This window comes from Rhodococcus sp. M8 (genome assembly GCF_015654185.1).
Taxonomy (GTDB): domain Bacteria; phylum Actinomycetota; class Actinomycetes; order Mycobacteriales; family Mycobacteriaceae; genus Rhodococcus; species Rhodococcus aetherivorans.
This window is the reverse complement of record NZ_CP064065.1, coordinates 738,957-765,115: the sequence shown is the minus strand read 5'-3', so window position 1 is coordinate 765,115 and position 26,159 is coordinate 738,957. Positions and strand designations below refer to the sequence as shown.

The 26,159-nt window shown below is 72.8% G+C and carries 24 protein-coding genes and 1 pseudogene; 9 read left to right on the top strand and 16 right to left on the bottom strand.

The genetic code is table 11. The features are described from left to right. Positions 1-42 precede the first annotated feature (42 nt). From ISO16_RS03535 to ISO16_RS03525, 3 genes and pseudogenes are all read left to right on the top strand, one after another. The gene (locus ISO16_RS03535) at positions 43-1,125 is read left to right on the top strand and encodes a LacI family DNA-binding transcriptional regulator (protein ID WP_230304471.1); all 1,083 of its coding nucleotides are present in this window, start codon (positions 43-45) and stop codon (positions 1,123-1,125) included. 16 nt (positions 1,126-1,141) lie between these two features. Then, a pseudogene (locus ISO16_RS03530) lies at positions 1,142-2,098 on the top strand (glycoside hydrolase family 68 protein); the annotation flags it as partial. Positions 2,099-2,175: 77 nt separating this feature from the next. Beyond that, positions 2,176-3,255: an ABC transporter ATP-binding protein gene (locus ISO16_RS03525; protein ID WP_029543775.1), complete on the top strand. Its 1,080-nt coding sequence runs from the start codon at positions 2,176-2,178 to the stop codon at positions 3,253-3,255. Between the two features lie 98 nt (positions 3,256-3,353). On the opposite strand, the gene ISO16_RS03520 is transcribed toward ISO16_RS03525, so the two are convergent. Next, a complete protein-coding gene (locus tag ISO16_RS03520) occupies positions 3,354-3,785 on the bottom strand; it encodes a PPOX class F420-dependent oxidoreductase (protein ID WP_006945761.1) in 432 nt (143 codons plus the stop codon). Positions 3,786-3,849: 64 nt separating this feature from the next. Between ISO16_RS03520 and ISO16_RS03515 the strand changes: the two genes are divergently transcribed. Continuing rightward, positions 3,850-4,680, top strand: a complete 831-nt coding sequence (locus tag ISO16_RS03515) for a precorrin-3B synthase (protein WP_083662513.1) — start codon at positions 3,850-3,852, stop codon at positions 4,678-4,680. A gap of 125 nt (positions 4,681-4,805) precedes the next feature. Further along, positions 4,806-6,272 carry a dihydrolipoyl dehydrogenase family protein gene (locus ISO16_RS03510; protein WP_072635281.1) on the top strand — a complete coding sequence of 489 codons (1,467 nt, stop codon included), beginning with the start codon at positions 4,806-4,808 and terminating at the stop codon, positions 6,270-6,272. 9 nt (positions 6,273-6,281) lie between these two features. On the opposite strand, the gene ISO16_RS03505 is transcribed toward ISO16_RS03510, so the two are convergent. Beyond that, complete coding sequence (locus ISO16_RS03505; RefSeq protein WP_072635280.1) at positions 6,282-7,028, bottom strand: SDR family NAD(P)-dependent oxidoreductase; 747 nt, start codon at positions 7,026-7,028, stop codon at positions 6,282-6,284. A gap of 77 nt (positions 7,029-7,105) precedes the next feature. Between ISO16_RS03505 and ISO16_RS03500 the strand changes: the two genes are divergently transcribed. Beyond that, positions 7,106-7,504: a pyridoxamine 5'-phosphate oxidase family protein gene (locus tag ISO16_RS03500; RefSeq protein WP_006945766.1), complete on the top strand. Its 399-nt coding sequence runs from the start codon at positions 7,106-7,108 to the stop codon at positions 7,502-7,504. 6 nt (positions 7,505-7,510) lie between these two features. On the opposite strand, the gene ISO16_RS03495 is transcribed toward ISO16_RS03500, so the two are convergent. Next, positions 7,511-8,641: a M24 family metallopeptidase gene (locus ISO16_RS03495; RefSeq protein ID WP_006945767.1), complete on the bottom strand. Its 1,131-nt coding sequence runs from the start codon at positions 8,639-8,641 to the stop codon at positions 7,511-7,513. Positions 8,642-8,668: 27 nt separating this feature from the next. Here ISO16_RS03495 and ISO16_RS03490 point away from each other — a divergent pair, with 27 nt between their 5' ends. Further along, the gene (locus tag ISO16_RS03490) at positions 8,669-9,652 is read left to right on the top strand and encodes a 5'-3' exonuclease (RefSeq protein WP_044476482.1); all 984 of its coding nucleotides are present in this window, start codon (positions 8,669-8,671) and stop codon (positions 9,650-9,652) included. A gap of 19 nt (positions 9,653-9,671) precedes the next feature. On the opposite strand, the gene ISO16_RS03485 is transcribed toward ISO16_RS03490, so the two are convergent. From ISO16_RS03485 to pafA, 7 genes are all read right to left on the bottom strand, one after another. Further along, entirely contained in the window at positions 9,672-10,508 is an 837-nt protein-coding gene (locus ISO16_RS03485) for a DUF4333 domain-containing protein (RefSeq protein WP_072635327.1), read from the bottom strand. A gap of 107 nt (positions 10,509-10,615) precedes the next feature. Then, positions 10,616-13,345 (bottom strand): DEAD/DEAH box helicase, encoded by a 2,730-nt coding sequence (locus ISO16_RS03480; protein ID WP_072635279.1) that lies wholly within the window; start codon positions 13,343-13,345, stop codon positions 10,616-10,618. Positions 13,346-13,354: 9 nt separating this feature from the next. Further along, on the bottom strand, positions 13,355-14,314 hold the full coding sequence (tatC, locus tag ISO16_RS03475; RefSeq protein ID WP_029543765.1) for a twin-arginine translocase subunit TatC: 960 nt from the start codon (positions 14,312-14,314) through the stop codon (positions 13,355-13,357). Positions 14,315-14,400: 86 nt separating this feature from the next. Next, positions 14,401-14,661 carry a Sec-independent protein translocase subunit TatA gene (gene tatA / locus ISO16_RS03470; protein ID WP_006945773.1) on the bottom strand — a complete coding sequence of 87 codons (261 nt, stop codon included), beginning with the start codon at positions 14,659-14,661 and terminating at the stop codon, positions 14,401-14,403. Positions 14,662-14,756: 95 nt separating this feature from the next. Beyond that, complete coding sequence (locus ISO16_RS03465; protein ID WP_050035262.1) at positions 14,757-15,731, bottom strand: helix-turn-helix transcriptional regulator; 975 nt, start codon at positions 15,729-15,731, stop codon at positions 14,757-14,759. Further along, positions 15,728-16,771 carry a helix-turn-helix transcriptional regulator gene (locus tag ISO16_RS03460; RefSeq protein WP_072635278.1) on the bottom strand — a complete coding sequence of 348 codons (1,044 nt, stop codon included), beginning with the start codon at positions 16,769-16,771 and terminating at the stop codon, positions 15,728-15,730. The genes ISO16_RS03465 and ISO16_RS03460 overlap by 4 nt, the downstream gene beginning before the upstream one ends. Before the next feature lie 66 nt (positions 16,772-16,837). Further along, on the bottom strand, positions 16,838-18,196 hold the full coding sequence (gene pafA, locus ISO16_RS03455) for a Pup--protein ligase (RefSeq protein ID WP_006931187.1): 1,359 nt from the start codon (positions 18,194-18,196) through the stop codon (positions 16,838-16,840). A 31-nt stretch (positions 18,197-18,227) separates the two neighbouring features. Here pafA and ISO16_RS03450 point away from each other — a divergent pair, with 31 nt between their 5' ends. After that, complete coding sequence (locus ISO16_RS03450; RefSeq protein WP_072635277.1) at positions 18,228-19,769, top strand: phosphatase PAP2 family protein; 1,542 nt, start codon at positions 18,228-18,230, stop codon at positions 19,767-19,769. Here the strand turns inward: ISO16_RS03450 and prcA are convergent. The 6 genes from prcA to arc all read right to left on the bottom strand — a co-directional run bounded on the left by prcA (position 19,757) and on the right by arc (position 25,511). Continuing rightward, positions 19,757-20,536 (bottom strand): proteasome subunit alpha, encoded by a 780-nt coding sequence (gene prcA / locus ISO16_RS03445; RefSeq protein ID WP_006931185.1) that lies wholly within the window; start codon positions 20,534-20,536, stop codon positions 19,757-19,759. The genes ISO16_RS03450 and prcA overlap by 13 nt on opposite strands. Continuing rightward, positions 20,533-21,399: a proteasome subunit beta gene (gene prcB / locus ISO16_RS03440; RefSeq protein ID WP_072635276.1), complete on the bottom strand. Its 867-nt coding sequence runs from the start codon at positions 21,397-21,399 to the stop codon at positions 20,533-20,535. The genes prcA and prcB overlap by 4 nt, the downstream gene beginning before the upstream one ends. Further along, positions 21,396-21,587: a ubiquitin-like protein Pup gene (locus ISO16_RS03435; protein ID WP_003937722.1), complete on the bottom strand. Its 192-nt coding sequence runs from the start codon at positions 21,585-21,587 to the stop codon at positions 21,396-21,398. The genes prcB and ISO16_RS03435 overlap by 4 nt, the downstream gene beginning before the upstream one ends. A 139-nt stretch (positions 21,588-21,726) precedes the next feature. Further along, positions 21,727-23,220, bottom strand: coding sequence for a depupylase/deamidase Dop (gene dop, locus ISO16_RS03430; protein ID WP_006931182.1), 1,494 nt, complete (start codon positions 23,218-23,220; stop codon positions 21,727-21,729). A gap of 10 nt (positions 23,221-23,230) precedes the next feature. Next, complete coding sequence (locus ISO16_RS03425; protein WP_072635275.1) at positions 23,231-23,662, bottom strand: nitroreductase family deazaflavin-dependent oxidoreductase; 432 nt, start codon at positions 23,660-23,662, stop codon at positions 23,231-23,233. Positions 23,663-23,735: 73 nt separating this feature from the next. After that, positions 23,736-25,511, bottom strand: coding sequence for a proteasome ATPase (arc, locus tag ISO16_RS03420; protein ID WP_072635274.1), 1,776 nt, complete (start codon positions 25,509-25,511; stop codon positions 23,736-23,738). A 174-nt stretch (positions 25,512-25,685) separates the two neighbouring features. Here arc and ISO16_RS03415 point away from each other — a divergent pair, with 174 nt between their 5' ends. Beyond that, the gene (locus ISO16_RS03415; RefSeq protein WP_072635273.1) at positions 25,686-26,159 is read left to right on the top strand and encodes a hypothetical protein; all 474 of its coding nucleotides are present in this window, start codon (positions 25,686-25,688) and stop codon (positions 26,157-26,159) included.

Below are 26,159 nucleotides of genomic sequence, written 5' to 3'. Positions count from 1 at the left end.
AGCGCTTCCGAAATCAAGGTCGATCGGTCTACCATCGGGCTTGTGTCCAATCGACCTGCAGCGTTGAGCCTCAGCGACGTCGCCCGGGAAGCCGGGGTCTCACTGACGACGGCTTCACGCGCCCTCAACGACTCGTACGGTGTGTCCGCGGCGACGAAGGCGAAGGTCCTCGCCACCGCCCGCCGTCTCGACTACGTCGTCTCCCCGGATGCGGTCCGCCTCGCCGGCGGCCCGACACGACGGGTGGCGCTGGCCGTCCCCCACATCGAGCGCTGGTTCTTCGGCGAGATGGTGAGCGGCATCGAGACGGTGCTCTCCGCGGCCCACTTCGACCTGTTGCTGTACCAGGTCGGCGGCCCCGACGACCGCCACGACTTCTTCACCCGGCTGCCCGCCCGCCGGAAGGTCGACGCCGTCGTGGTGGTCGCATTCCCGGTCGACCAGCACGAGCAGGAACGGCTCGCCCTGATGGGCGTCAGCATCATCGCCGCCGGCGGGCAGAACGCCGACTACCCCTACGTCTGCATCGACGACTATCGTGCCGGCCGCCTGGCCGTCGACCACCTCCTGGAACTGGGCCACCGGCGCATCGCCATGATCGCCGCCCACGACCCGGACCAGCCGGGCTGGCCGGCCCGCCCGGGCCGCTCGGCGGCGTACGTCGACGCCCTGACCGAGGCCGGGATCGCGGTCGATCACGCTCTCATCCGCGACGTCGATTGGGGCGGCCTCAACGCCGCATCGGCGATGGCCGACATTCTCGACGCGGCCCCGGAGCGCGCCCCGACGGCTGTGTTCGCGCACAGCGACGAACTCGCCCTCGGCGCGATCAGAACCCTGCGCCGCCGGGGCCTGCGGATACCCGACGACGTCTCCGTGGTCGGGATCGACGATCACCCCCTCGCCGCACTCACCGACCTGACCACGGTGCACCAATCCGTCCGCGAGCAGGGCGAGATCGCCGCCCGCCTGGTCCTCGAAACGCTGAATCCCAGCCCCACCGCGGACGGCGGCGTACCCACCGCCGTCACGGCCCCGGTGACACTCACCGTCCGCGCCAGCACCGGACCGGCGCCGGACCGAAGGCGGCCGACAGCGGCGACCGCAGACGACTCTCCGCGCTGAGAGCACGACGGTCGCGCCCCGATTGCCGAACACCCCAGGAGACCTGATGCGCCTCGCCCTTCCCGACCACTGGGTCTGGGACAGTTGGATGACCGACGACGGCACCGACTACCACCTGTTCTTCCTCCGCGCCTCGCGCGCCCTGCAGGACCGCGAACGCCGCCACTACCGTGCGGCCATCGGACACGCGACCTCGCGGGACGGCGAGCAATGGACCCTGACCGCCGACGCAGTGGCGGCCTCCGACGCCCCGGCGTTCGACGACCTCGCGACCTGGACCGGCTCCGTCGTCCGCGACACCGGCGGACGCTGGAGCATGTTCTACACCGGCGTGAGCCGGGCCGAGAACGGCCTCGTACAACGCATCGGCCGCGCAACCTCCTCGGACCTGGTCACCTGGACCAAGGACCCCGACCTCGTCCTCGAGGCCGACGGCCGCTGGTACGAACGCCTCGGCGAGGGCACCTGGCCGGACGAAGCCTGGCGCGACCCCTACGTCTTCGAACACGCCGGTCGGTGGCACATGCTGATCACCGCCCGCGCCAACTCCGGCGATCCCGAGGGCCGCGCCGTCGTCGGCCACGCCACCAGCAAGGACCTGAGCCACTGGCACATCCACCCCCCACTCTCGACGCCCGCCGGATTCGGCGAGATGGAAGTCCTGCAGGCACACACCGTCAACGGGAAACCGGTCCTGGTGTTCTCCTGCGCGCCCAAGAACACCAGCGTTCACGCCGGGCACCGAGCGGGGACCTGGATCGCCGAAGGACAGTCCCCGCTCGGGCCGTGGAAGATCACCGAGGCGGCGAACATCGACACCGCCGACCTGTACGCGGTGCAGATGCGGCGGACACGGGACGGCAACTGGACGACGTGGGGCTTCGACAACGGCGACGGACCGCAATTCGGCACCATCTCCTCCTCGAGTTACGTGCCGTTCACCGGTACCGACAGTTCGACCACGACGCCCTGACAGCACCGATACCCACACCACTCACCTCACTCGGATCGTCCGGCACGTTCCTGCCGGTGGAGGGACTCTCTTTTCTCATGGCAACCATCACGTACGACCACGCGACCCGACTGTTCCCCGGTTCGGACTGCCCCGCGGTGGACCAACTCGACCTGCACATCGAGGACGGCGAATTCCTCGTCCTGGTCGGCCCGTCCGGCTGCGGTAAGTCGACGTCGCTGCGCATGCTCGCCGGCCTCGAGGACGTCGACGGCGGCCGCATCACCATCGGCGGCCGCGACGTCACGCACGCCGAACCCAAGGAACGCGACATCGCGATGGTGTTCCAGAACTACGCCCTCTACCCGCACATGAGCGTCGCGGAGAACATGGGCTTCGCGCTCAAACTCGCCGGTACCGACAAGTCCGAGATCCGCCGCCGCGTCGCCGAGGCCGCCGACATGCTCGACCTCGGCGCGTATCTGGACCGCAAGCCGAAGGCGTTGTCGGGGGGCCAGCGGCAGCGAGTTGCCATGGGCCGCGCCATCGTCCGCCAGCCTCAGGTGTTCCTCATGGACGAGCCGCTGTCGAATCTCGACGCGAAGCTGCGGGTGCAGACCCGGACGCAGATCGCCCAGTTGCAGCGCCACCTGGGCACGACCACCGTCTACGTCACGCACGACCAGGTCGAGGCGATGACGATGGGCGACCGGGTCGCCGTCCTCCAGGGCGGGGTGCTGCAGCAGTGCGCGTCACCGCGCGAGCTCTACCACCGGCCCGCGAACGTCTTCGTCGCCGGATTCATGGGTTCACCGTCGATGAACCTGTTCACCGTGCCCGTCACCGACGGCGGAATCCGCTTCGGCGGGCAGGTGATTCCGGTGCCGCGGGACACCCTGGCGGCCGCCGGCCGGGAGGTTGTCTTCGGGATCCGGCCTGAGCACGTCGAGATCGCCGACTCCGGCGGACTGAAACTCGAGGTCGACGTGGTCGAAGAACTCGGCTCGGAAGCGTTCATCTTCGGACGCACTCAGGTGGGCGGACGGCACGAGCCAATGGTGGCCAGGGTCCACTGGCGAAATCCACCGGAGAAAGGCCAGGTCGTGCACGTCCGCATCGACCCGTCGCACGCCCACGTCTTCGCCACCACCCCCGGCGGCGCCCGGCTACCGCACTAGCAGCACAGCTGTCGAAGGCTTCGTGCCTCGCACCCCGGACCGCCGGCATCGGATGTGCGCCGACGCGCTCTCAGCTGTGCGGCATCGCAGCGCTCCCGTCACCCGCCGTGCCCGGGGGCCGGGGTGCCCGTCTCCGGAGCGGTGGCGCCCGCGTCGACGGCGCAGGCGATGCCGACGGTGCCGGCGCGGCCGCGGCGCAGCACGCTGCCCTTGACCGTGAGCCACCCGAGGATCCCGTATCTGCGCGCGATCACGGCCCGCGCCCGCTCGGTGCCGGCGGCATCGAGCACGGTGGCGGTGCCGGGGACCGCGTCGCTGCGCGGGTTCCCGCGCACGTCGCACACCGCGAGGGTGATCCGCGGATCGCGGCGCAGCCGCTTGACCTTGTAGGAGTCGGTGACGGTCCACACCAGCAGCCGGTCGGCGTCGGCGGCCGCCCACACCGCGGTCGGCACCGGGGTGCCGTCCTTGCGGAACGTGGTCAGCAGCACGTACTTCGCGGCGGCGAGGTCGGCGAAGGTCGGGGTCATGGGGCACACCCTACGGAAAACCGCGCCGTCGGCGCGCCGACCGGCGCCGTCTAGCCTGGAGGGCATGCCGCATGACCATGATCCCGCCGTGGCCGACCTGGTCGAGGTGCCCCTCCCGGGGGGCCGGCTGACCGCGGCGCAGCTGCAGGTCCTCGCCGAACTCGCCCACGAGCACGCCGGGGGCACCCTCGTCCTCACCGCCGGCGGCCTCGGGATGCGCGGGGACCGCACCGAGCTCACCGCACGGCTGACCGGTCACGGCTTCGACCTGCCCGGCGAGCACCGGCACCGCCTGCTCGTCTCGCCGCTGTCCGGTCGCATCGGCGGGCACGTGGACGTGTGGGAGACGCTGGCCGGGGTGCAGGACCGCCTCGACGGGACCGTACCGGACCGCGAGATCGTCGTCGGGATCGACGACGGCACCGGCGACATCGCGGCCCTGGCCCCCGAGGTGGGGGCGTTGGCGTTGCCCGACGGGCGGTGGGCGCTGCTGCTCGACGGCACCGACTCGGGGGTGCGCCTGCCCCCCGGCGACGTCGTCGAGGCGCTGGTCGCGGCGGCGCAGCGGCCCCGCCGCGCCGGCGTCGCCGCGACCCTCGCGGCCCTGGGCCTGGAGCCGTCGGAGCCGGCGGCGCCGCACCCGCCGGCCCCGGCCCGGCCCGTGGGATGGCTCGACCAGCCCGACGGGGCGGTCACCCTCGGCGGCGGTCTGCCCGGGGCGGTGTTGCCGGCGCGGATGGCGGAGTTCCTCGCGGCCGTGGACCGCCCCCTGGTGGTGACGCCGTGGCCGGTGCTGTTGCTGTGCGACCTCGACGAGTGGGCCGCCGAACAGGTGGTGCGGGTGCTCGCCCCGATGGGGCTGATCTTCGACGCCGACTCCCCCGCCCTGCGCTGATCCGCGCCGCGGCCGCCGCATTCCGGGGTCGCCGCATTCCGGGGTCGCCGCATTCCGGGGTCGCCGCATTCCGGGGTCGCCGCATTCCGGGGTCGCGCGGTCCGGGCGCGGCCTACCGTGAGGTCATGACCATCGGTGCCGGTTCCGAGTCCGACGTGTTCGATGTCATCGTCCTCGGCGGCGGGCCCGCCGGGGAGAATGCCGCCGACTATGCGATCGCCGGCAGCGACCGCACCGCGGTGCTGGTCGAACACGAACTGGTCGGCGGCGAATGCTCCTACTGGGCGTGCATGCCGAGCAAGGCGCTGCTGCGACCGGGGCAGGTGCTCGGCGCGGCCCGGCACATGCCCGGCGTCGCCGCCAAGGTCGCCGCGCACGGCGTCGACGTCGCCGACGTCCTCGCCCGCCGCGACGCGTTCACCAGCGGCCGCGACGACGCCGCGCAGGTCGAGTGGGCCCGCGGCGCCGGGATCGACGTCGTGCGCGGGCACGGCCGGCTGAGCGGGCCGTGCGAGGTCACCGTGGACGGCCCGCAGCCGCGCCGGCTGCGGGCACGGCACGCGGTGGTGGTGGCCACCGGCACCACCGCCGTCGTCCCCGACCTGCCCGGGCTGCGCGCCGCCCGGCCGTGGACGTCGCGGGACGCGACGAACCTGCAGCAGGTGCCGCGGCGCGCCGCGATCGTCGGCGGCGGCGTCGTCGCCTGCGAGGTCGCCACGTGGCTGCGCGAGCTGGGCACCGAGGACCTGACGATGCTGGTGCGCGGGGAGCGGCTGCTCGCCCGCACCGAACCGTTCGCCGGCGACGCGGTCGCCGCGGCGCTGCGCGAGCACGGCGTGCGGCTGCGGTTCGGCACCACGGTGGCGGAGGTGTCCCGCCCGGACGTCGCGGACACCGGCGTGGGGCGCCTCCACGGCGGCCCGGTGCGGCTGCGTCTCGACGACGGCGGCGACCTCGAGGTCGACGAGCTGATCGTCGCGACCGGACGCCGGCCCGCCACCGCCGACCTCGGTCTCGACGCGGTCGGGGTGGCCGGGGACGGCCCGCTGCGCACCGACGACCACATGACCGTCGCCGGGACGGACGGACGCTGGCTCTACGCCGTCGGCGACGTCACCGGCCGGACGGCGCTGACGCACATGGGCAAGTACCAGGGCCGGGTGTGCGGCGACGTGATCGCCGCCCGCGCCGAGGGCCGCGACCTCGACGCGCCGCGCTACCGGGCGAACGCCGACCACGGGCAGGTGCCGCAGGTGGTGTTCACCGTCCCGGAGGTCGCGTCGGTGGGCCGCACCGCCGCCGGCGCCCGCGCCGACGGCCTCGACGTCGAGGTGCTCGAGGTCGACATCGCCGTGGCCGGATCCGCTTTGGCCCGGGACGATTTCACCGGCCGCGCCGCCCTCGTCGTCGACCGCGCGACCGACACCGCGGTGGGGGCGACGTTCGTGGGCACCGACGTGGCCGAGCTGCTGCATGCGGCCACCGTCGCGGTGGTCGGGGCGGTGCCGCTCGAGACGCTGTGGCATGCGGTACCGGCATATCCGACGGTCGGCGAGGTGTGGTTGCGGCTGCTCGAGTCGCGCCGCCGCTGACCGCGCCGGTCAGCGCGGCAGCCGCCGCCAGATCGGGCGCGGCAGCAGCCGCATCCCGAAGAACACCGGCCGCAGCACCGCCGGCACCCACACCTCGCCGCGGCCGCGGTGCAACGCCCGCACCGCCGCATCGGCGCATCGGTCCGGGGTGCTCGACAGCGGCGCGGGGCTCATACCCTCGGTCATCCGGCCGATCACGAACCCGGGCCGCACCAGCAGCAGGGACACGCCGCTGCCGTGCAGCGCGTCGGCCAGGCCGGCGGCGAATCCGTCGAGGCCGGCCTTCGCGGAGCCGTACACGTAGTTCGCCCGGCGCACCCGCACCCCCGCCACCGACGAGAACACCACGATCCGGCCCGAACCCTGGGCGCGCAGCTGCGCCGCGAGGTGCGTGAGCAGCGCCACGTGGGCGACGTAGTCGGTGTGCACGATCGCGACGGCGTGGGCGGCGTCGTGTTCGGCGCGGCGCTGGTCGCCGAGGATGCCGAACGCGAGGACCGCGACGTCGATCGGGCCGTACAGGGCCCGGATGTCGGCGAGAACCTGCTCGTGGGTGTCGAGCCGGTCGGCGTCGAACTCGACGGTGTGCACGGCGGCGGCCCCGGCGTCGAGCACGGCGCGGCGCTGCGGCTCGAGGTCCCCGGCGCGGCGCGCGGCCAGGACCACGGTGCGGCCGCGGGCCAGCCGCACGGCCACCGCCGCCCCGATCTCGCTGCGGCCCCCGAAGACGACGATCGAACCCTGCTCGTTGCTCACCGCACCAGTGTGCCCGGGCGGCGCCGGGGCCGTCCGGGGCGGGTCCGGCGGTGCCGGGTTCGGCTACCGTCGCAGGCATGGCCCGAACCCCCGCCGCGCTCGGCGACGCCGCGCTGCAGTTCCTCACCGAATACCATCTCGGCACCCTGACGACGCTGCGCACGGACGGCAGCCCGCACGTGGTGGCCGTCGGCTTCACCTGGGACCCGGACGCCGCGGTGGTGCGGGTGATCACCAACGCGACGTCGCAGAAGGCGCTCAACGCCGAGCGCGGCGGGTACGGCGCTGTCAGCCAAGTCGAGCGCGGCCGCTGGCTCACCCTCGAGGGTCCGGCCCGGGTGCGCACGGACCCGGAGGCCGTCGCCGAGGGGGTGCGCCGCTACACCGCGCGGTACCGGCCGCCGCGGCCCAACCCGACCCGCGTGGTGGTGGAGATCACCGTCGAACGGGTGATGGGTTCGGTGCTGGACCGGTAGGGCCGGTCATCCCGGCAGCTCGGTCAGGCCGTGCGGCCGGTGGTTGAGCGGCTCGCAGCCGTCCTCGGTGACCACCACGATGTCCTCGATGCGCGCACCCCATGCGCCGCGGAAGTAGATGCCCGGTTCGATGCTGAACGCCATCCCGGGCCGCAGCACATCGGTGTTGCCGTCGACGATGTACGGCTCCTCGTGCACGGACAGCCCGATGCCGTGCCCGGTGCGGTGCACGAACACCTCGGCGAGGCCGTGCGCGGCGAGCACGTCGCGGGCGGCGGCGTCGACCGAGGCAGCGCTGACCCCGGGCCGGACCGCGTCGACGGCCGCCTGCTGCGCGGCCTCGAGCAGCGCCACCTTCGCCGCGACGTCCGCGGCGGGCGCGCCGAGGCTGTAGGTGCGGGTGGAGTCGGAGTAGTAGCCGGGCTCGACCGGGCCGCCGATGTCGACGACCACGACGTCGCCGGGTTCGAGGACCCGGTCGGAGACCTCGTGGTGGGGGTCGGCGCCGTGCGGGCCGGAGCCGACGATGACGAACGCGGCCTCGGTGTGGCCCTCGGCGACGATCGCGGCGGTGATGTCGGCCGCGACCTGCGCCTCGGTGCGCCCGGGCCGCAGCCACCGTCCCATCTGCGCGTGCACCCGGTCGATGGCGGCGCCGGCGCGGCGCAGCGCCTCGACCTCCGCGTCGTCCTTGATCATGCGCAGCTGCCGCACCACCTCCGTCGCCAGCACGGGCGGCACCGCGAACCGGGTCGCGAGCGGCACCAGGTGCAGGGCGGGCATGGCGTCGGCGACCGCGGTGCGCGGGCGCTCCGGCAGCAGCGCCGCCACCTGCGCGTACGGGTCCTGCCCGTCGACCCAGTCGTGCACCGGCAGGTTCAGGTCCGCGGCGGCGGAGTCGGTGAGGGCGGCCAGCTCGAGCCGCGGCACGACGACGGAGGCGGGGGCGCCGTCGGTGGGCACCACCAGGCAGGTGAGCCGTTCGAACGATTCCGCCCGCGAACCGAGGAGGTAGCGCAGGTCCGGGCCGGGGGTGACGAGCAGCGCGTCGAGGCCGGCGTCGCGGCCGAGGGCGGCGGCCCGGGCGAGGCGGTCGGCGTATGCGGAGGCGGGGAAGCGGCGCGCGGGGGAATTCATGCGGACAGCGTAGTGGCGTTTGGCAGGATGATCGTCGTGACTGCGACGCCGGCGTCCGCCGCCCCCGTGCCCCCCACCGGCCCGTTGATGCTGCTCGACGGGGCGAGCCTGTGGTTCCGCGCGTTCCACGCGCTGCCCGAGTCGCTCACCGCCCCGGACGGCCGCCCGGTCAACGCGGTGCGCGGGTTCACCGACATGGTGGCGTCGCTGATCACCAAGCATCGGCCGGCGCGGCTGGTGGTGTGCCTGGATCTGGACTGGCGGCCGGCGTTCCGGGTGGCGGCGGTGCCGAGTTACAAAGCGCACCGGGTGGCCGCCGGTTCGGACGGCACCGTCGAGGAGGTGCCGGCGGCGTTGCCGTCGCAGGTGCCGATGATCACCGACGTGCTGGCCGCCGCCGGCCTCGCCACCGCCGGCGCGGCCGGGTTCGAGGCCGACGACGTGATCGGTACTCTCGCCGCCGGTGAGTCCCGGGATCCGGTGCTGGTGGTCAGCGGGGACCGGGACCTGCTGCAGGTGGTGCGCGACGGCTCGGTGCCGGTGCGGGTGCTGTACGTCGGGCGGGGCCTGGCCAAGGCCGAGCTGTTCGGGCCGCCCGAGGTGGCGGCGCGGTACGGGCTGCCACCCGAGCGGGCCGGCGCGGCCTACGCCGAGCTGGCGGCGCTGCGCGGGGACCCGTCGGACGGGTTGCCGGGGGTGAAGGGCGTCGGGGAGAAGACCGCGTCGACCCTGCTGCTGCAGTACGGGTCGCTGACGGCGCTGCGCGCGGCAGCGGTGGACCCGGAGTCGGGGCTGGCGAAGGGGGTGCGCGGCAAGCTGATCGACGCCGGCGCGTATCTCGACGCGGCGGTGCCGGTGGTGCGGGTCGCCACCGACGCCCCCGTCCGGGTGTCGCGGCCGGACACGGTGCCGTCCACCCCGGTCGATCCGCAGGCGCTGGAGCGGCTGGCGCAGGAGCTGGGGATCGGGCGGTCCGTCGCCCGGTTGACCGCGGCGTTGGCCGCGGGGTGAGGGCGACGGACCGGCGCGCTCAGTTGGGGCGGCTGACCTCGTAGGTGCCCTCGTCGTCGGTGAAGGTCACCGTCACCGACCGGAACTGGCCGTCCACCGTGAGGGTGCACTCGAAGCTGTTGCCCGCCTTGACTTCTTCACCGTCCGGGCACTGCACGTCGGAGACGTCGGTGGCGCCGTAGGACTCGGTGAGGACCTTCTCGACACCGGCCTGCGCGGCCTCGGGGTCGAGGGTGTCGTTGCCGCCGAGGAGCAGCACGGCGCCGATGATCGCGCCGATCACCACGAGCCCGGCGACGGCCAGGCCGACGATCAGCCCGGTCTTCGACTTCTGCTGCGGCGCACCGGCATTCCATTGGCTCGCACCGGTCGACCCCCACTGCTGACCCTGGCCGGGTTGCTGCCCCCACTGGGGCTGACCCTGCTGGGGTTGTCCCCACTGCTGGCCCTGGCCGGGCTGCTGCCCCCACTGGGGCTGGCCCTGTTGCGGCTGGCCGGGGGTCTGCTGACCCGGCTGGCCCCACTGCTGGCCCTGGCCGGGTTGCTGCCCCCACTGGGGCTGACCCTGCTGGGGCTGTCCCCACTGCTGGCCCTGGCCGGGCTGCTGGCCCCACTGCTGGCCGGGGGTTTGGCCCTGGCCGGGTTGCTGCCCCCACTGCGGCTGACCCTGCTGCGGCTGGCCGGGGGTCTGCTGACCCGGTGGGCCCCACTGCTGGCCGGCGGGCTGCCCCTGCTGCGGCGTGCCGAACGCCTGCGTCGGGGCCGGCCCCTGCTCGGCTCCGGAGGACGGCGGGGGCGACGGCGCCCACTGCTTGGTCGAATCGTCGGAATCCTGCGGGTCGTGCGGACCGCTCATTGTCGCCTCCACCTGCCTTCGCTGTGTCCAATTACCGTAGCCGTAGCGCCCCACCCACCACGAGAAAGCCGTGTGGCAGCGCGCGTATCAAACCACACGCGGTGTCGTCACGCCGCATCGACCGCGACGACACCGCGCCGGATCGCGCCGATCGCCCGGGCGGCGGTCTTCGCGATCTGAGGGTCGACCGCGCCGGTGCGGATCTGGTCGAGCAGATCGATCACCTGCCGGCACCAGCGCACGAAGTCGCCCGCCGAAAGGTCGCGTCCGGCGGCCCCGGCGGCGATCAGGGCCTCCGTCAACGACTGGGTGCTCACCCACGTGTAGATGGCATCGACGAACCCGGGATCCGGTTCGCGGGTGGGGGGCAGCTTGAAGCGAACCTCGTCGGCGCGCAGCTGCCCGCACAGGCGGACGGTGTCGGCGAGCGCGCGGCGCAGCGGCCCGGTGGGCCCGTACTCGGTGGCGCCCTCCTCGACGCGCGCCTCGTACACCACCGCCGAGACCACCGCGGCGAGCTCGGCGGGCGAGAGTCCCGCCCACACGCCGTGGCGCAGGCATTCGGCGACGAGCAGGTCGCTCTCGCTGTAGATGCGGGCGAGCCGCTCCCCCGCCTCGGTGGTCGACGGGTCGTCGCCGGCGGTGAGGTAGCCCCGCTCGGTCAGCAACGCGACGATCCGCTCGAAGGTGCGAGCGAGGGAGTTGGTGGTGGCCGCGGACTGGCGGCGCATCTGTGCGACCTCCCGGCCGAGCCGGTTGTAGCGTTCCCCGAGCCGGGCGAGTCGGTCGAGGTCGGGATGCTGGTGGGCCGGGTGCCGGCGCAGGCGCCGCCGCAGGTCGTCGATCTCGCGGGTGTCGCCGTTCTTGGCGTGCTTGGGGCGGCGCGGCGCGGAAATCCCGGTGCTGCGCAGCGCCGACGCGAGGTCACGGCGGGCCCGGGCGGTGCGGGCGTCGGCGTGCCGGGGCAGCCGGAGCTTGCCGAGCGCGGTGGCCGGTGCCGGGAAGTCCGCGGCCGACACCCGCCCGGACCAGGCGTCCGCGGTGACCACCAGGGGCCGGGGGTCGGTGACGTCGGTGTCGGTTTCGAGGACGACGGCCAGTCCGGTGCGCCGGCCGCCGGGGATGGCGACGATGTCGCCGCGGCGCAGCGCGAGCAGCGACGCGACCGCGGCCTGCCGGCGGTCCTGCCGGGCCTGGCGTTCGCGTCGGCGTTCGAGCTGGGTGAGTTCCTCACGCAGCTGCAGGTAGTCGATGATGTCGCCGTCCTCGCCGCCGAGCTGATCGCGGAGCTTGGCGAGGGCCTTCTCGTTGCGTTCGATGCCGCGGGTCAGGCCGACGACCGACTTGTCCGCCTGGAACTGGGCGAAGGACCGTTCGAGCAGCGCCCGGGAGTGCTCGGCGCCGACCGCGTCGATCAGGTTGACCGCCATGTTGTACGACGGGCGGAACGAGCTGCGCAGCGGGAAGGTGCGGGTGGAGGCGAGCCCGGCGACGTCGGCGGGCTCGAGGCCCGGCTGCCACAGCACCACCGCGTGGCCCTCGACGTCGATGCCGCGGCGCCCGGCCCGCCCGGTGAGCTGGGTGTACTCGCCGGGGGTGAGCTCGGCGTGGGTTTCGCCGTTGTACTTGACCAGCTTCTCGAGCACCACGGTGCGGGCCGGCATGTTGATGCCCAGGGCGAGGGTTTCGGTGGCGAACACCGCCCGCACCAGGCCGCGGACGAACAGGTCCTCGACGGTGTGCCGGAAGGCCGGGAGCATGCCGGCGTGGTGGGCGGCGATGCCGCGTTCGAGGGCGGCGCGCCACTCCCGGAAGCCGAGCACCTCGAGGTCGGCGCGCGGCAGGTCGCCGGTGTGTTCGTCGACGATGGCCCGGATCTGCGCGGTCTCGGCGTCGGAGGCCAGGTGCAGACCGGCGCGCAGGCACTGGCCGACGGCGGCGTCGCAGCCGGCACGGCTGAACACGAAGGTGATCGCCGGCAACAGCCCCTCCCGGTCGAGGCGGGCGACGACCTCCGGACGCGGCAGCGGCCGGAACCCGATGCGCCCGCGGGGACTGCCCCACCGGCCGGTCGAGTCGAGGGCGGCGCGGCGGCGCACCTGCTCGACGAGTTCGCGGTTGACCACGACGCCGCGGCGGCCGGTGCCGTCCGCGGCGGCCGGGTGCGCGGTGGATTCGAACAGGTCGAAGATGCGGGGGCCGACCATGACGTGCTGGTGCAGCGGGATGGGCCGCACCTCGTCGACGACGACGGTGGTGTCGCCGCGCACGGTCTCCATCCAGTCGCCGAACTCCTCGGCGTTGGAGACGGTGGCGGACAGGCTGACCAGGCGCACGTCCTCGGGCAGGTGCAGGATGACCTCCTCCCACACCGCGCCGCGGAACCGGTCGGCGAGGAAGTGCACCTCGTCCATCACCACGTGGGTCAGCCCGATCAGGGTGGTCGAGGAGGCGTAGAGCATGTTGCGCAGCACCTCGGTGGTCATCACCACCACCGGGGCATCCGGGTTGACGGACTGATCGCCGGTGAGCAGGCCGACCGAGGCCTTGCCGTAGCGGGCGACGAGATCGGCGTACTTCTGGTTGCTCAACGCCTTGATCGGGGTGGTGTAGAAGCACTTGCTGCCGGCGCGCAGCGCCAGGTGCACGGCGAACTCACCGACGACGGTCTTGCCGGCGCCGGTGGGGGCGCACACGAGCACGCCGTGCCCGCCCTCGAGGGCGCGGCAGGCCTGCACCTGGAACGGATCGAGCGGGAAGGACAGCTCGGCGGCGAATTCGGCGAGCCGGGGCGGCAGCGCGGTCGCGGTGGATCCGGTGTCGGTGGAGTCGGTCACAGGCGGCGGCTAGAGGGTGTCGGAGTAGTCGGGCGGCGCGGGCCGGGCCGTGGGGCCGGGCGGCACCGTCGAGGTGGGCGCGGGCACCGGGGTGGGTGCCGTGATCGGGGAGCTCTCGTCGTCGTCGAGGTCGCCCCAGCCCTGTTCCCGGTCGCGGCGGGCGCGGCGCCTGTCGTTGAGGCGGGCGAGCTGGATGGCGAGTTCGAGCAGCAGGGTCAGGGCCGCGGCCAGCGCCAGCATCGAGAACGGGTCCTGGCCGGGCGTGGCGATGGCGGCGAAGACGAACATCGCCATGATCAGCCCCCGCCGCCACGACTTGAGCTTGGCGTAGCTGAGCACCCCGACGGCGTTGAGCGCGACGATGACGAGGGGAATCTCGAAGGACACCCCGAAGATCACGAGCAGGTTGATGATGAACCCGAAGTACTCCGAGCCCGACAGCGCGGTGACCTGCACGTCGTTACCGACGGTGAGCAGGAACGACAACGCGTGCGAGACCACCAGGTAGGCCAGGACCGCGCCGGCGACGAACAGCACCGCGCCGGAGACGACGAAGCCGATCGCATAACGGCGTTCCTTGGCATACAGGCCGGGGGTGATGAACGCCCACAGCTCGTACAGCCAGATCGGGCAGGCCAGCACGATGCCCGCGGTCAGCGCCACCTTCAGCCGCAGCATGAACTGTTCGAACGGTCCCGTGGCGAGCAGCCGGCAGCTGTCGTCGGCGCTGATGTCGGCGCGCGCGGACGCCGGCAGATCACAGTAGGGGCCGCGCAGGATCTCGCCGAGGCTCGGGAGCCCGAACAGGCCGGCGCTGTACCAGACGAACCCGACGATCGTGGTGAGCACCACGGCGGCGAGGGCGATGAGCAGGCGGGTGCGCAGTTCGTAGAGGTGCTCGACCAGCGACATGGTGCCGTCGGGATTGGTCTTGCGCCGGCTTCGACGCGGATCGAACGGGATGCGCACGGTGCGGTTCTCAGCTCCTGTCACGGCCGCCGGGATCAGCGGAGGACCGGGACATCCGCACGGATGCCCCGGTCAGGGAAATACGGTCAGGCCGAACGTGATTCGGGCTGCGGCGTCTGCGGCTGCGGCTCCACGGGGGCCGGGGCCGGCTGGGCCGGCGGCAACGGGCTCGGAGCCTGCTGCTGCGCGGGGCGCGCGTCGTCGTTCTGCATCTCCTTGACCTCGCTCTTGAAGATGCGCAGCGACCGGCCGAGACCGCGGGCCGCGTCGGGCAGCTTCTTCGAACCGAACAGGATGATCACGACGATCGCGACGATGGCCCAGTGCCAGGGGCTCATTGCACCCATTATCAACCTCCACTGATCTGCTGGCGTCGATGCTACCGGACCGACCCTGCACCGGCGCGCCGCACAGGGGCGTTCACGACGAGTTCGGAGCAGGTTCACAGCCCGTTCCCGGCGGGAGCGTCGTACGCGGCCAGGGCGGCCTGCGCCCGGTCCCGCACCGCCGCGACCAGCTCCGGCGGACCCAGCACACTGACCCCCGCGCCGAGGCCGACGGTCAACCGCGCCATCCAGTCCAGCGACGCGTAGTGCATCACCGCGTCGATGACCCCGTCGTCGTGCACCCGCACGTCGGTCAGCGGGTAGTAGTCGAGCAGCCACCCGTAGCCGGGGTCGATCCGCAGCCGGGCCGCCGGCAGCGTCGGGTCGCCGGCGAACAGGTCGAGGTGGTCGTCCTCGCGCAGCGCCCGTTCGGGCGGGTCCGCCGGTTCGTCGAGTTCGGTGGCGGCGTCGATGCGGTCGAACCGGAACAGCCGCACCCCTTCGGCGGCCCGGCACCAGGCCTGCAGGTAGGTGTGTTCGCCGACCAGCACGATCCGGATCGGATCGACGTCGCGTTCGGACACCGCATCGCGGGAGGCCGAGTAGTAGGTCAGGTGCAGCACCCGGCGGTGCTGCACCGCCGAGCGCACGGTCGCCGCGACCGGATCCTCGGCGACGGGCTGCGCGGGGGCGGGCGTGCGGTCGGCGGCGGCCGCGGTGCCGGCGGCGGCCTCGATCTTCGCGATCGCCCCGAGCGCCGCGGTTGGGTCGACCACGCCGGGCATCTCCACCAGCGACCGCAACGCCACCAGCAGCGCCGTGGCCTCGGTGGACGTCAGCCGCAACGGCCGGTCGATCCCGGCGGTGAAGGTGACGACGATGCTGTCCTCGGAGAACGAGAGGTCGATTAGGTCGCCGGGACCGTAGCCGGGCAGCCCGCACACCCACAGCTGGTTCAGGTCGTCCATGATCTGTTTCGGGGTGACCCCGAGATCGCGGGCGGCCTCGGCGGCGCTGATCCCCGGATGGGCCGTGAAGTACGGCACCAGGTTCAGCAGCCGGGTCAACCGCCCGGACAGTCGTGTGCTCATCGGCTCTCCCCCCGGTCGGCACCGCCGCCGCTGTTCGAGACGGCACCGACGGTGGCCGTCGTGGTGGTGGCCAGCACCCGGGTGAGGATGCGGCGCACCTCCGCGCGCAGTTCCGGCGGGTCGAGCACCAGCGCGTCGGCGCCCTGCCCGGCGATCACCCGCCCGATCCACTCCCACGACCGCACCGGCACGTCGAGGACGGTGCCGGGACGGTCGCCGACCGCGCGGCGCTCGTGCTCGGTGCCGAGCCGGCGCAGTTCGAACGCGCGCCCGTCCGCGACCCATACGCGGGCGTGCCCGGTCACGTCGCCGGAGGTGGTGGCGGTCAGGGCGTGTGCCCGCAGGTCCACCCCGTCGGGGATCCGCACGGCCCCGGCGGGGCCGAACGCGGTGACGTCGTCGTCGATGCGGGAGAGCCGGAAGGTGCGCGGCGCCCCCCGGTCCCGGTCGAACCCCACCAGGTACCAGCGGCCGTGCACGGTGACCACGCCCCACGGTTCGACGGTGCGCTCGGTCCACGGGTCGGTCGGGGAACTGCGGTGCCGGAAGCGCACCGCGCGGCGCGTGTCGACGGCGGCGAGCACCTGCCCCAGCACCGGCTCGGAGCCGCGGCTGCGGGTCGGCATCGCGGTGATCGCGCCCGCCGGGTCGGCATCGACCTGCACCCCGGCGGCGCGCAGCTTGAGCAGCGCGCCCTGCGCCGCGGAGGTGAGCTCCGGCGACTCCCACAGCGCCGCCGCCACCGCGACGGCGGCCGCCTCGGCGCTGGTCAGCTCGATCTCGGGCAGTTCGTAGGCGTCGCGGTTGATGCGGTAGCCCTCGACGGTGGAGAACCGCGACGGCATGCCGGTCTCGAGTGGGATGCCCAGGTCGCGCAGCTCGTTCTTGTCGCGTTCGAACATGCGGCTGAACGCTTCGTCGCTGCCCGATTCGTCGTATCCGGCGACGGAGGCGCGGATCTTCTCGGCGGTGAGGAACTGGCGGGTGGACAGCAGGCAGATGACCAGGTTCACCAGCCGCTCGACTTTGGAATTCGCCACGCGGTGCAGCCTAATCCCCCGCCCGCCGGCCGACCCGGTTACCGGACGCGGACGACCCGCGGCACGCTACATCGAGGCGATGAGCCGTTCGACGCGCTCGTCGACGGAGCGGAACGGGTCCTTGCACAGCACCGTGCGCTGCGCCTGGTCGTTGAGCTTGAGGTGCACCCAGTCCACGGTGAAGTCCCGGCCGGCGTCCTGCGCGGCGGCGATGAAGTCGCCGCGCAGCTTCGCCCGGGTGGTCTGCGGCGGCGTGTGCACGGCCGCGTCGACGGACTCGTCGTCGGTCAGCCGCGCCGCCAGCCCCTTGCGCTGGAGCAGATCGAACACCCCGCGCCCGCGCTTGATGTCGTGGTACGCCAGATCCAGCTGGGCGATCTTCGGGTCGGACAGCTCCAGGTCGTAGCGGTCCTGGTAGCGCTGGAACAACTTGCGTTTGATCACCCAGTCGATCTCGGTGTCCACCTTCGCGAAGTCCTGCGACTCGACCGCGTCGAGCACCCGGCCCCACAGATCCACCACCTGCTCGACGTGCGGATCGGGTTCGCGGGTGCGCAGGTACTCCACCGCCCGGCCGTGGTACTCGCGCTGGATGTCGAGGGCGCTGGCCTGCCGGCCCCCGGCCAGGCGCACCGGCCGCCGCCCGGTCAGGTCGTGGCTGACCTCCCGGATGGCCCGGATCGGGTTGTCGAGGGCGAAGTCGCGGAACGCCACGCCGGCCTCGATCATCTCGAGCACCAGCGACGCGGAGCCGACCTTGAGCATCGTGGTGGGCTCGGACATGTTCGAGTCGCCGACGATCACGTGCAGCCGCCGGTACTTCTCGGCGTCGGCGTGCGGCTCGTCACGGGTGTTGATGATCGGCCGGGACCGGGTGGTCGCCGACGACACGCCCTCCCAGATGTGCTCGGCGCGCTGCGACAGGCAGTAGGTCGCGGCCTTGGGGGTCTGCAGCACCTTCCCGGCGCCGCAGATCAGCTGCCGCGTCACCAGGAACGGCAGCAGCACGTCCGAGATGCGGGAGAACTCCCCGGCCCGCACCACGAGGTAGTTCTCGTGGCAGCCGTAGGAGTTGCCGGCCGAGTCGGTGTTGTTCTTGAACAGGTAGATGTCGCCGCCGATGCCCTCCTCGGCGAGGCGCTGTTCGGCGTCGATCAGCAATTCCTCGAGCACCCGCTCCCCGGCGTGGTCGTGCTCGACGAGCTGGAGGAGGTCGTCGCATTCGGCGGTCGCGTACTCCGGGTGTGAACCCACGTCCAGGTACAGGCGCGCCCCGTTGCGGAGGAACACGTTCGAGCTGCGGCCCCAGGACACCACCCGACGGAACAGATACCGGGCGACCTCGTCGGGGCTCAGCCGCCGGTGCCCGTGGAAGGTGCACGTGACGCCGAACTCCGTCTCGATGCCCATGATTCGTCGCTGCACACTTCGACAGTACCGCGCGGAACCACCGAGCATGAGCCGCAAGGAGATTACGGTTGTACCCGTGATCTTCGCTCCCGCCCCGCTGGCGCGCCTGGACCGGTCCCTGTTCGCCGGCAGCGCCGCCCTGCGTCCCTCCCCCGCCGACCCCGTGCTGCGGGGCCTGAGCCGAGCCGCCGACCACGGTCGGCTGTGGATGAGCTGCGCGGCGGCGTGCGCCGCGATCGGCGGCCGGCCCCGCCGCGGCGCCGTCCGGGGCATGCTGGCGCTGGCCGGGGCCAGTGCCCTGGCCAACGGGGTGCTCAAGCCGCTGCTGCCACGCCGCCGGCCCCCGGCCCGGCAGGACGGCCCGCTGCGCCGCTCGCTGCCGACGCCGCGCTCGTCGTCGTTCCCGTCCGGGCATTCGGCGTCGGCGGCGGCGTTCACCACCGGGATGGCCCTCGAATCCCCGATGACGGGGGCGTTGCTCGCGCCGGTGGCCGCGGCGGTCGCCTACTCCCGGGTGCACACCGGGGTGCACTGGCCGGCCGACGTGGTCACCGGCGTCGCCGTCGGTGCGGCGGTGGCCCTGGCCACGCGCCGCTGGTGGGCGGTGCGCCCCGACGAGCCCGCCCGGCTGGGCCCGCCCGGCCCGGCCCCGGCCCTGCCGCAGGGCCGGGACCTGCTGGTGCTGGTCAACCCCGGCGCCGGCCGCGACGACGACGCGGGCGTGATCGCGGCGGCGCTGCCCCAGGCACGGGTGGTCACCCTCGACCCGGACGAGGAGTTCACCGCCCAGCTGGACCGGTTCGTCGCCGAGCACACCCCCGCAGCGCTCGGCGTCCACGGCGGGGACGGCACCGTGCGGGCCGCGGCGAGCGCGGCCGTCGCGCACGGGCTGCCGCTGGCGGTGTTCCCGGGCGGCACCCTGAACCACTTCGCCCGCGACGCCGGGCTGCTCGACCTGGAGCAGACCGTGCGCGCGGTCGAGCGGGGGCAGGCGCTGCGGGTCGACCTCGGCCGGGTGTGGGTGGACGGCACCGGCCCGGACGGTGCCGACCGGTCCGGCCCGGACGGTGCCGACCGGGGTGGACACGTGTTCGTCAACACCGCCAGCGTGGGCGGCTATCCGGACTCGGTGCGGCTGCGTGAGCGGTGGGAGCCGAGGATCGGCAAGTGGCCGGCCGCGGCGGCGGCGCTGGCCGCGGTCCTCGCGACCGCGAGCCCGCTGCGGGTGTCGCTGGACGGGGTGCCCACCGCGGTGTGGTTGCTGTTCGTCGGCAGCGGCCGGTACGCGCCGGACGACCGGGTGCCGATGTCACGGCCCCGCGTCGACACCGGCACCCTGGACGTGCGGTATCTGCGGGCCGACCTGCACTGGTCGCGGACCCGGCTGCTCGCGGCCGCGGTCACCGGCAGCCTCGCCGGATCCCCGATCCACGTGCGGCGCGAAGCGCCGGCGCTGTCGGTGCGGGTGCGCAGCGGCCGGGTCGCCCTGGCCACCGACGGTGAGGTGCTCGCCGAGGGCGCGCTGTTCGAGTTCCGCAGCGTCCCCGGCGAGCTCACCCTCTACCGGCCCCTCGATCAGGAACCCTGAACGGGCCCCGACCCGTCCGGCCCGGTGGTGCCGGTGTCGTCGCCGGACCGCTCGCCGGTGCCTGGCAGCAACTGGTCGAGCGCGGCGCCGGTGATGCGGCGGAACGCGCGACGCGGGCGCGGCTTCTCGAGCACCGCCACCTCGAGCTCGGCGCGGCCGAGCACCCGGGTGCCGATCTCGGCCCCGGCGGCGGGCACCTGCTGCAGCGCCTGCACCGCGACCTGCACCGCCTCGGCGAGGGACAGACCCGGCCGGTACGACTCGCGCAGGGCGGTGGCGATGGGTTCGGTGTGCCCGCCCATCACCACGAACTGCGGTTCGTCGACGATCGAGCCGTCGTAGGTGATGCGATACAGCTGCGCGGTGTCGGCGGAGTCGGCGCGGCCGACCTCGGCGACGCAGATCTCCACCTCGTACGGCTTGGGCTGCTCGGTGAAGATGGTGCCCAGGGTCTGCGCGTACGCGTTGGCCAGCGACCGCACGGTCACGTCGCGCCGGTCGTAGGAGTAGCCGCGCATGTCGGCGTGCACGATCCCGGCGCGCCGCAGGTTCTCGAACTCGTTGTACTTGCCGACCGCGGCGAACCCGATGCGGTCGTAGAGCTCGCTGACCTTGTGCAGCGCCTTCGACGGGTTCTCGGCAACGAACACCACCCCGTCGGCGTAGATCAGCACGACCACGCTGCGGCCCCGCGCGATGCCCTTGCGCGCCAGTTCCGAGCGATCGCGCATGATCTGCTCGGCGGACGCATAGTACGGCAGCGTCACTGCGCACCTCCCTGCCCGTGCTCGGCGACGGTGCGGTCCGCGACCACGGTGCGGGCCAGCGCCGACAAGGTCTGCTCCGGCACCTCGGTGGCGCCGTCGGCGGTGATGACCACCGCGGTGGGATAGATGCCGCGGGTGGTGTCCGGGCCGCCGGTGGCGGTGTCGTCGTCGGCCGCGTCGTAGAGCGCCTCGACGACGGTGCGCAGCGCGGCCGCCTCGTCGGCGTCGGCGCGGTAGAGCTTCTTCAGCGACGACTTGGCGAACAGCGATCCCGAGCCCACCGCGTGGTAGCCGGCGCGCTCCTCGTAGCGGCCCCCGACCACGTCGTAGGACACGATCCGGCCGGCGCGCTGCGGTTCCGGGGCCTCGAGGTCGTAGCCGACCAGCAGCGGCACCACCGCCAGGCCCTGCATCGCGGCCCCGAGGTTGCCGCGCACCATCGACGACAGCCGGTTGGCCTTGCCGTCGAAGGTCAGCGGCACACCCTCGATCTTCTCGTAGTGTTCGAGCTCGACCGCGAACAGGCGCACGAGTTCGATGGCCAGGCCGGCGGTGCCGGCGATACCGGCCGCGGAGTAGCTGTCGGTGACGAACACCTTCTCCACGTCGCGGCTGGCGACCATGTTGCCCATGGTGGCGCGCCGGTCACCGGCGATGAGCACGCCGCCGGCGAACGTCACGGCGACGATCGTGGTGCCGTGCGGGGCGATGTCCGCGTCGACGCCCCGCAGCCCGGGACGGTTCTCCGGCAGCAGTTCCGGCGCATGCATGCGCAGGTGGTCGGAGAACGAGGACAGCGGGGAACCGAACGGCATGCGCGGCGGGTGGACGGGGAACGGGATCGGCGAACGCTCCGCTGTCACTGGCCGCCCTTCTGCACGTACGCACGCACGAAGTCCTCGGCGTTCTCCTCGAGCACGTCGTCGATCTCGTCGAGCAGGTCGTCGGTCTCGGCCGCGAGCTTCTCGCGTCGTTCCTGACCGGCACCGCCGTCGCCGACGACCTCGTCGTCGTCGCCTCCGCCACCGCGTGTGGTCCGCTCCTGAGCCATAGCGGTCGACCTCCTCGTTCGTTCGTGGGGCCCGCTCCGGCCTCGGCCGGTGCGAGCTCCGACTGCTCGGACCTCCACCCTACCGAGCAGATGCGACACTCCGCGCGACTACGCGCGTGTCGCGCCCGCCCGGGACGGGTCAGCTGGTCAGTTCGTCGACCAGTTGGGCCGCCGAATCCACCGAGTCGAGCAGCTTGCCGACGTGCGCGCGGCTGCCCCGCAGCGGCTCGAGGGTGGGGATGCGCACCAGGGATTCGCCGCCGAGGTCGAAGATCACCGAGTCCCAGCTGGCGGCGGCGATGTCGGCGCCGAACCGGCGCAGGCACTCGCCGCGGAAGAAAGCGCGGGTGTCCGACGGCGGGGTGTGCACCGCGTCGAGCACATCCTGCTCGGCGACCAGGCGCTCCATCGAGCCGCGGGCGACGAGCCGGTTGTACAGGCCCTTGTCCAGCCGCACGTCGGAGTACTGCAGGTCCACCAGGTGCAGCCGCGGCGCCGACCACGCCAGGCCCTCCCGGTTCCGGAAGCCCTCGAGCAGGCGCAGCTTGGCCGGCCAGTCCAGCAGGTGCGCGCACTCCATGGGGTCGCGTTCGAGCAGGTCGAGGATCATCGCCCACTTGTCGAGGATGTCGCGCACCCGCTTGTCGTCGGTGCCGTCGTGGAACTTCGCGACGCGCTCGTGGTAGATCCGCTGCAACGCCAGGCCGGTCAGCTCACGGCCGTCGGTCAGGGCGACGGTCTTGCGCAGCGTGGGGTCGTGGCTGATGTGGTGCACGGCGGTGACCGGCCGGGCCAGCTGCAGGTCCGACAGGTCCACCCCGGCCTCGATCAGGTCCAGCACCAGCGCAGTGGTGCCGACCTTGAGGTAGGTCGACATCTCGGCGAGGTTGGCGTCGCCGATGATCACGTGCAGGCGCCGGTACTTGTCGGCGTCGGCGTGCGGCTCGTCGCGGGTGTTGATGATGCCGCGTTTGAGGGTGGTCTCGAGCCCGACCTCGACCTCGATGTAGTCGGCGCGCTGGGACAGCTGGAATCCGGCCTCGTCGCCGGACTGGCCGATGCCGACCCGGCCGGAACCGGTGATCACCTGCCGGGAGACGAAGAACGGGGTCAGCCCGGCCACCACCGCCGAGAACGGGGTGTCGCGGGCCATGAGGTAGTTCTCGTGGGTGCCGTACGAGGCACCCTTGCCGTCGACGTTGTTCTTGTACAGCTGCAGGCGCGGCGCGCCGGGCACGCTCGAGGCGTGCCGGGCGGCGGCCTCCATCACCCGTTCGCCGGCCTTGTCCCAGATCACCGCGTCGAGGGGGTCGGTGACCTCCGGCGCCGAGTATTCGGGGTGGGCGTGGTCGACGTACAGCCGGGCGCCGTTGGTGAGGATCATGTTGGCGGCGCCGACCTCGTCGGCGTCGATGACGGGGGCCGGACCGTTGAAGCGGCCCAGGTCGAATCCGCGGGCGTCGCGCAGTGGGGATTCGACCTCGTAGTCCCAGCGGGTGCGCTTGGCGCGCGGCACCCCCTCGGCGGCCGCGTACGCCAGGACCGCCTGGGTGGACGTGAGGATCGGGTTCGCTGTGGGCTCGTTGGGTGAGGAGATCCCGTACTCGACCTCGATGCCGATGATCCGCTGCATGACGTCGAGATTAGGTGATCGGTGCCGGTCCGGCCGGGCCGGGCGGGCCGGGGCGGGCGGCGGACGGGGCGACGGCGGCGTCGAGATACTCGACCGAGCCGGTCGCGCGCAGGACCGTGCGGACGCCGGGCGGCGCCCACCGCACGGCCGGGTCGCGGCCGAGCACGGGGTCGACGAGGTCGATGCGGCGGCCGCGGGTGTGCAGGGTGCAGCCGCCGGCGGCGAGGACGTTGCGCACCCAGTCGGTGCGGGGGCCGTAGGTCAGGGCGATGCGGTAGCCGCCGTCGCGACCGAACACCAGCACCGGGGTGCGGTAGCGGCGCCCGGTACGCCGGCCGCGGTGCTCGATCACCGCCGTCAGCGGTAGGTGTCCGGCCACCGGCCGGGCGAGCCGGTTGGTGACGACCCTGTTGAACCGGGTCAGAGCGCGAGGCAGCGGCACGGTCAGCCTCCTGCCGGTCGCGTCCCACGCCGGTGGGGCCGCCGCGGGACGCGGCGACCCCACCGGCGCGGCGTCACAGGTACTGGCCCGTGTTCGACTCGGTGTCGATCGCCCGGCTGGCGCTGGCGTTCTTGCCGGTGACCAGGGTGCGGATGTAGACGATGCGTTCGCCCTTCTTGCCGGAGATCCGGGCCCAGTCGTCCGGGTTGGTGGTGTTGGGCAGGTCCTCGTTCTCGGCGAACTCGTCGACGATGGAGTCGAGCAGGTGCTGCACCCGCAGACCGGGCGCGCCGGTCTCGAGTACCGACTTGATCGCGTACTTCTTGGCGCGGTCGACGATGTTCTGGATCATCGCGCCGGAGTTGAAGTCCTTGAAGTACAGGACCTCCTTGTCGCCGTTGGCGTACGTCACCTCGAGGAAGCGGTTCTCCTCGCTCTCGGCGTACATCCGGTCGACGACCCGTTCGATCATGGCGCGCACGCACGCCCCGCGGTGCCCGCCGAACTCGGCGAGGTCGTCGGCGTGCACCGGCAGTCCCTCGGTGAGGTACTTGGAGAAGATGTCCAGCGCCGCCTCGGCGTCGGGCCGCTCGATCTTGATCTTCACATCGAGTCGGCCGGGCCGCAGGATCGCCGGGTCGATCATGTCCTCGCGGTTGGACGCGCCGATCACGATGACGTTCTCGAGACCCTCGACGCCGTCGATCTCGGACAGCAGCTGCGGCACCACCGTGGTCTCGACATCCGACGACACACCGGAGCCGCGGGTGCGGAAGATCGAGTCCATCTCGTCGAAGAACACGATCACCGGCGTGCCTTCGGAGGCCTTCTCGCGGGCCCGCTGGAAGATCAGCCGAATGTGGCGTTCGGTCTCGCCGACGAACTTGTTGAGCAGCTCGGGGCCCTTGATGTTGAGGAAGTAGGACTTCGCTTCCTTCGAATCCTCGCCGCGGGCCTCGGCGATCTTCTTGGCCAGCGAGTTGGCGACGGCCTTGGCGATGAGGGTCTTGCCGCAGCCGGGCGGGCCGTACAGCAGCACGCCCTTGGGCGGGCGCAGCGCATACTCACGGAACAGGTCCTTGTGCAGGAACGGCAGTTCCACCGCGTCGCGGATCTGCTCGATCTGCCGGCCGAGGCCACCGATGTCGTTGTAGTCGACGTCGGGAACCTCCTCGAGGACGAGGTCCTCGACCTCGGCCTTGGGGATGCGCTCGAAGGCGTAGCCGGCCTTGCTGTCGACCAGCAGCGAATCACCCGGCCGCAGCTTGAACGACGGCTCGGCGTCCTCGCTCACCTCGATGGTGCCGGCCGCCGCGGCGGCCGCGGCGGCGAGCGGCGCGGCCAGCCACACGATGCGCTCCTCGTCGGCGTGTCCGACGACGAGAGCGCGGGTGCCGTCGTCGAGGACCTCGCGCAGGGTGGTGATCTCTCCGACCCGCTCGAATCCGCCGGCTTCGACGACGGTCAGCGCCTCGTTCAACCGGACCGTCTGGCCGGAGACGAAACCATCGGGTTCGAGGTTCGGGGACACCGTGACCCGCATCTTGCGGCCGGAGGTGAACACGTCCACGGTCTGATCGTCGTAGATGCCGAGCAGCACCCCGTAGCCGCTGGGGGGCTGACCGAGCCGGTCGACTTCCTCGCGCAGGGTGATCAGCTGCTGGCGCGCCTCCTTGAGCGTGTCCATCAGCTTGCCGTTGCGCACGGTCAGGGAGTCGATCCGGGCCTCGAGGTCACGGACCTGTTCGGACGGTTCGACGAGCCGCCGCCGCAGGGCGGTCGCCTCGGCGCGCAGCGCTTCGAGTTCTTGTGCCGCCGCAACCGAATCCGGGTTCTCTGTCGAGCTCATGTGCGACTCCCTCCACTATCGGTCTTTCCACGCTACCGGCAGACGGCCGACTGTGTGGTGCGACGCGAAATCGGCATGCTGCGAATGCGTGTCGGACTCCTCACGGCCGCGGGCCCGAATCCCCGATACCGATGTTAGCCTTGCCTTTCTCTCTGCCGGGTCGAAAGGATTCCCGTGACCACTCGCACCAGACGGGCCGCTGCCGCCGTCGCCGTCGCCGCACTGACCGCGCTGCCCGCCTGCGCCGCCGACGACTCCGCCGGTGGGTCGCCCACATCCTCCGCCGCGACGACGTCCGCGGCCGGCCCCGCCGCCGCGGCAACCGAGGGCGAGCTCGAAGCGGTACTGACGACGTTCTTCGACCCGGCGGTGCCGGCGGCGGACAAGGCCGTGGTGGTCGAGGACGGCGACGACCGGGGCGCGCTGCTCGAGCAGTTCAACGGGGTGCTCGCCGGCTACCCGCTCACCGCCGACGTCGAGTCCGTGAACGCCGTCGACGACGACACGGTCTCGGCAACCGTGCAGGTCACCGGTCCGCACGGCGGCGCCCCGATGCCGCTGACGTTCGAGCGGGAGGACGGCACCTGGCGGCTGGCGGACGAGAGCACCTGCCAGGTCCTGGCGATGGGGTCGCTGAACTGCTCGTGA

Excerpts from the sequence above, each read along its gene's own strand:
- dop (WP_006931182.1), bottom strand. The coding sequence starts at position 23,220 with ATGCAGCGGATCATCGGCATCGAGGTCGAGTACGGGATCTCCTCACCC.
- ISO16_RS03500 (WP_006945766.1), top strand. The coding sequence starts at position 7,106 with ATGGCCCGAACCCCCGCCGCGCTCGGCGACGCCGCGCTGCAGTTCCTC.
- ISO16_RS03495 (WP_006945767.1), bottom strand. The coding sequence starts at position 8,641 with ATGAATTCCCCCGCGCGCCGCTTCCCCGCCTCCGCATACGCCGACCGC.
- ISO16_RS03465 (WP_050035262.1), bottom strand. The coding sequence starts at position 15,731 with ATGAGCACACGACTGTCCGGGCGGTTGACCCGGCTGCTGAACCTGGTG.
- ISO16_RS03525 (WP_029543775.1), top strand. The coding sequence starts at position 2,176 with ATGGCAACCATCACGTACGACCACGCGACCCGACTGTTCCCCGGTTCG.
- tatA (WP_006945773.1), bottom strand. The coding sequence starts at position 14,661 with ATGGGTGCAATGAGCCCCTGGCACTGGGCCATCGTCGCGATCGTCGTG.
- arc (WP_072635274.1), bottom strand. The coding sequence starts at position 25,511 with ATGAGCTCGACAGAGAACCCGGATTCGGTTGCGGCGGCACAAGAACTC.
- ISO16_RS03485 (WP_072635327.1), bottom strand. The coding sequence starts at position 10,508 with ATGAGCGGTCCGCACGACCCGCAGGATTCCGACGATTCGACCAAGCAG.
- ISO16_RS03450 (WP_072635277.1), top strand. The coding sequence starts at position 18,228 with ATGAGCCGCAAGGAGATTACGGTTGTACCCGTGATCTTCGCTCCCGCC.
- ISO16_RS03510 (WP_072635281.1), top strand. The coding sequence starts at position 4,806 with ATGACCATCGGTGCCGGTTCCGAGTCCGACGTGTTCGATGTCATCGTC.
- ISO16_RS03435 (WP_003937722.1), bottom strand. The coding sequence starts at position 21,587 with ATGGCTCAGGAGCGGACCACACGCGGTGGCGGAGGCGACGACGACGAG.
- ISO16_RS03515 (WP_083662513.1), top strand. The coding sequence starts at position 3,850 with ATGCCGCATGACCATGATCCCGCCGTGGCCGACCTGGTCGAGGTGCCC.
- ISO16_RS03490 (WP_044476482.1), top strand. The coding sequence starts at position 8,669 with ATGATCGTCGTGACTGCGACGCCGGCGTCCGCCGCCCCCGTGCCCCCC.
- ISO16_RS03520 (WP_006945761.1), bottom strand. The coding sequence starts at position 3,785 with ATGACCCCGACCTTCGCCGACCTCGCCGCCGCGAAGTACGTGCTGCTG.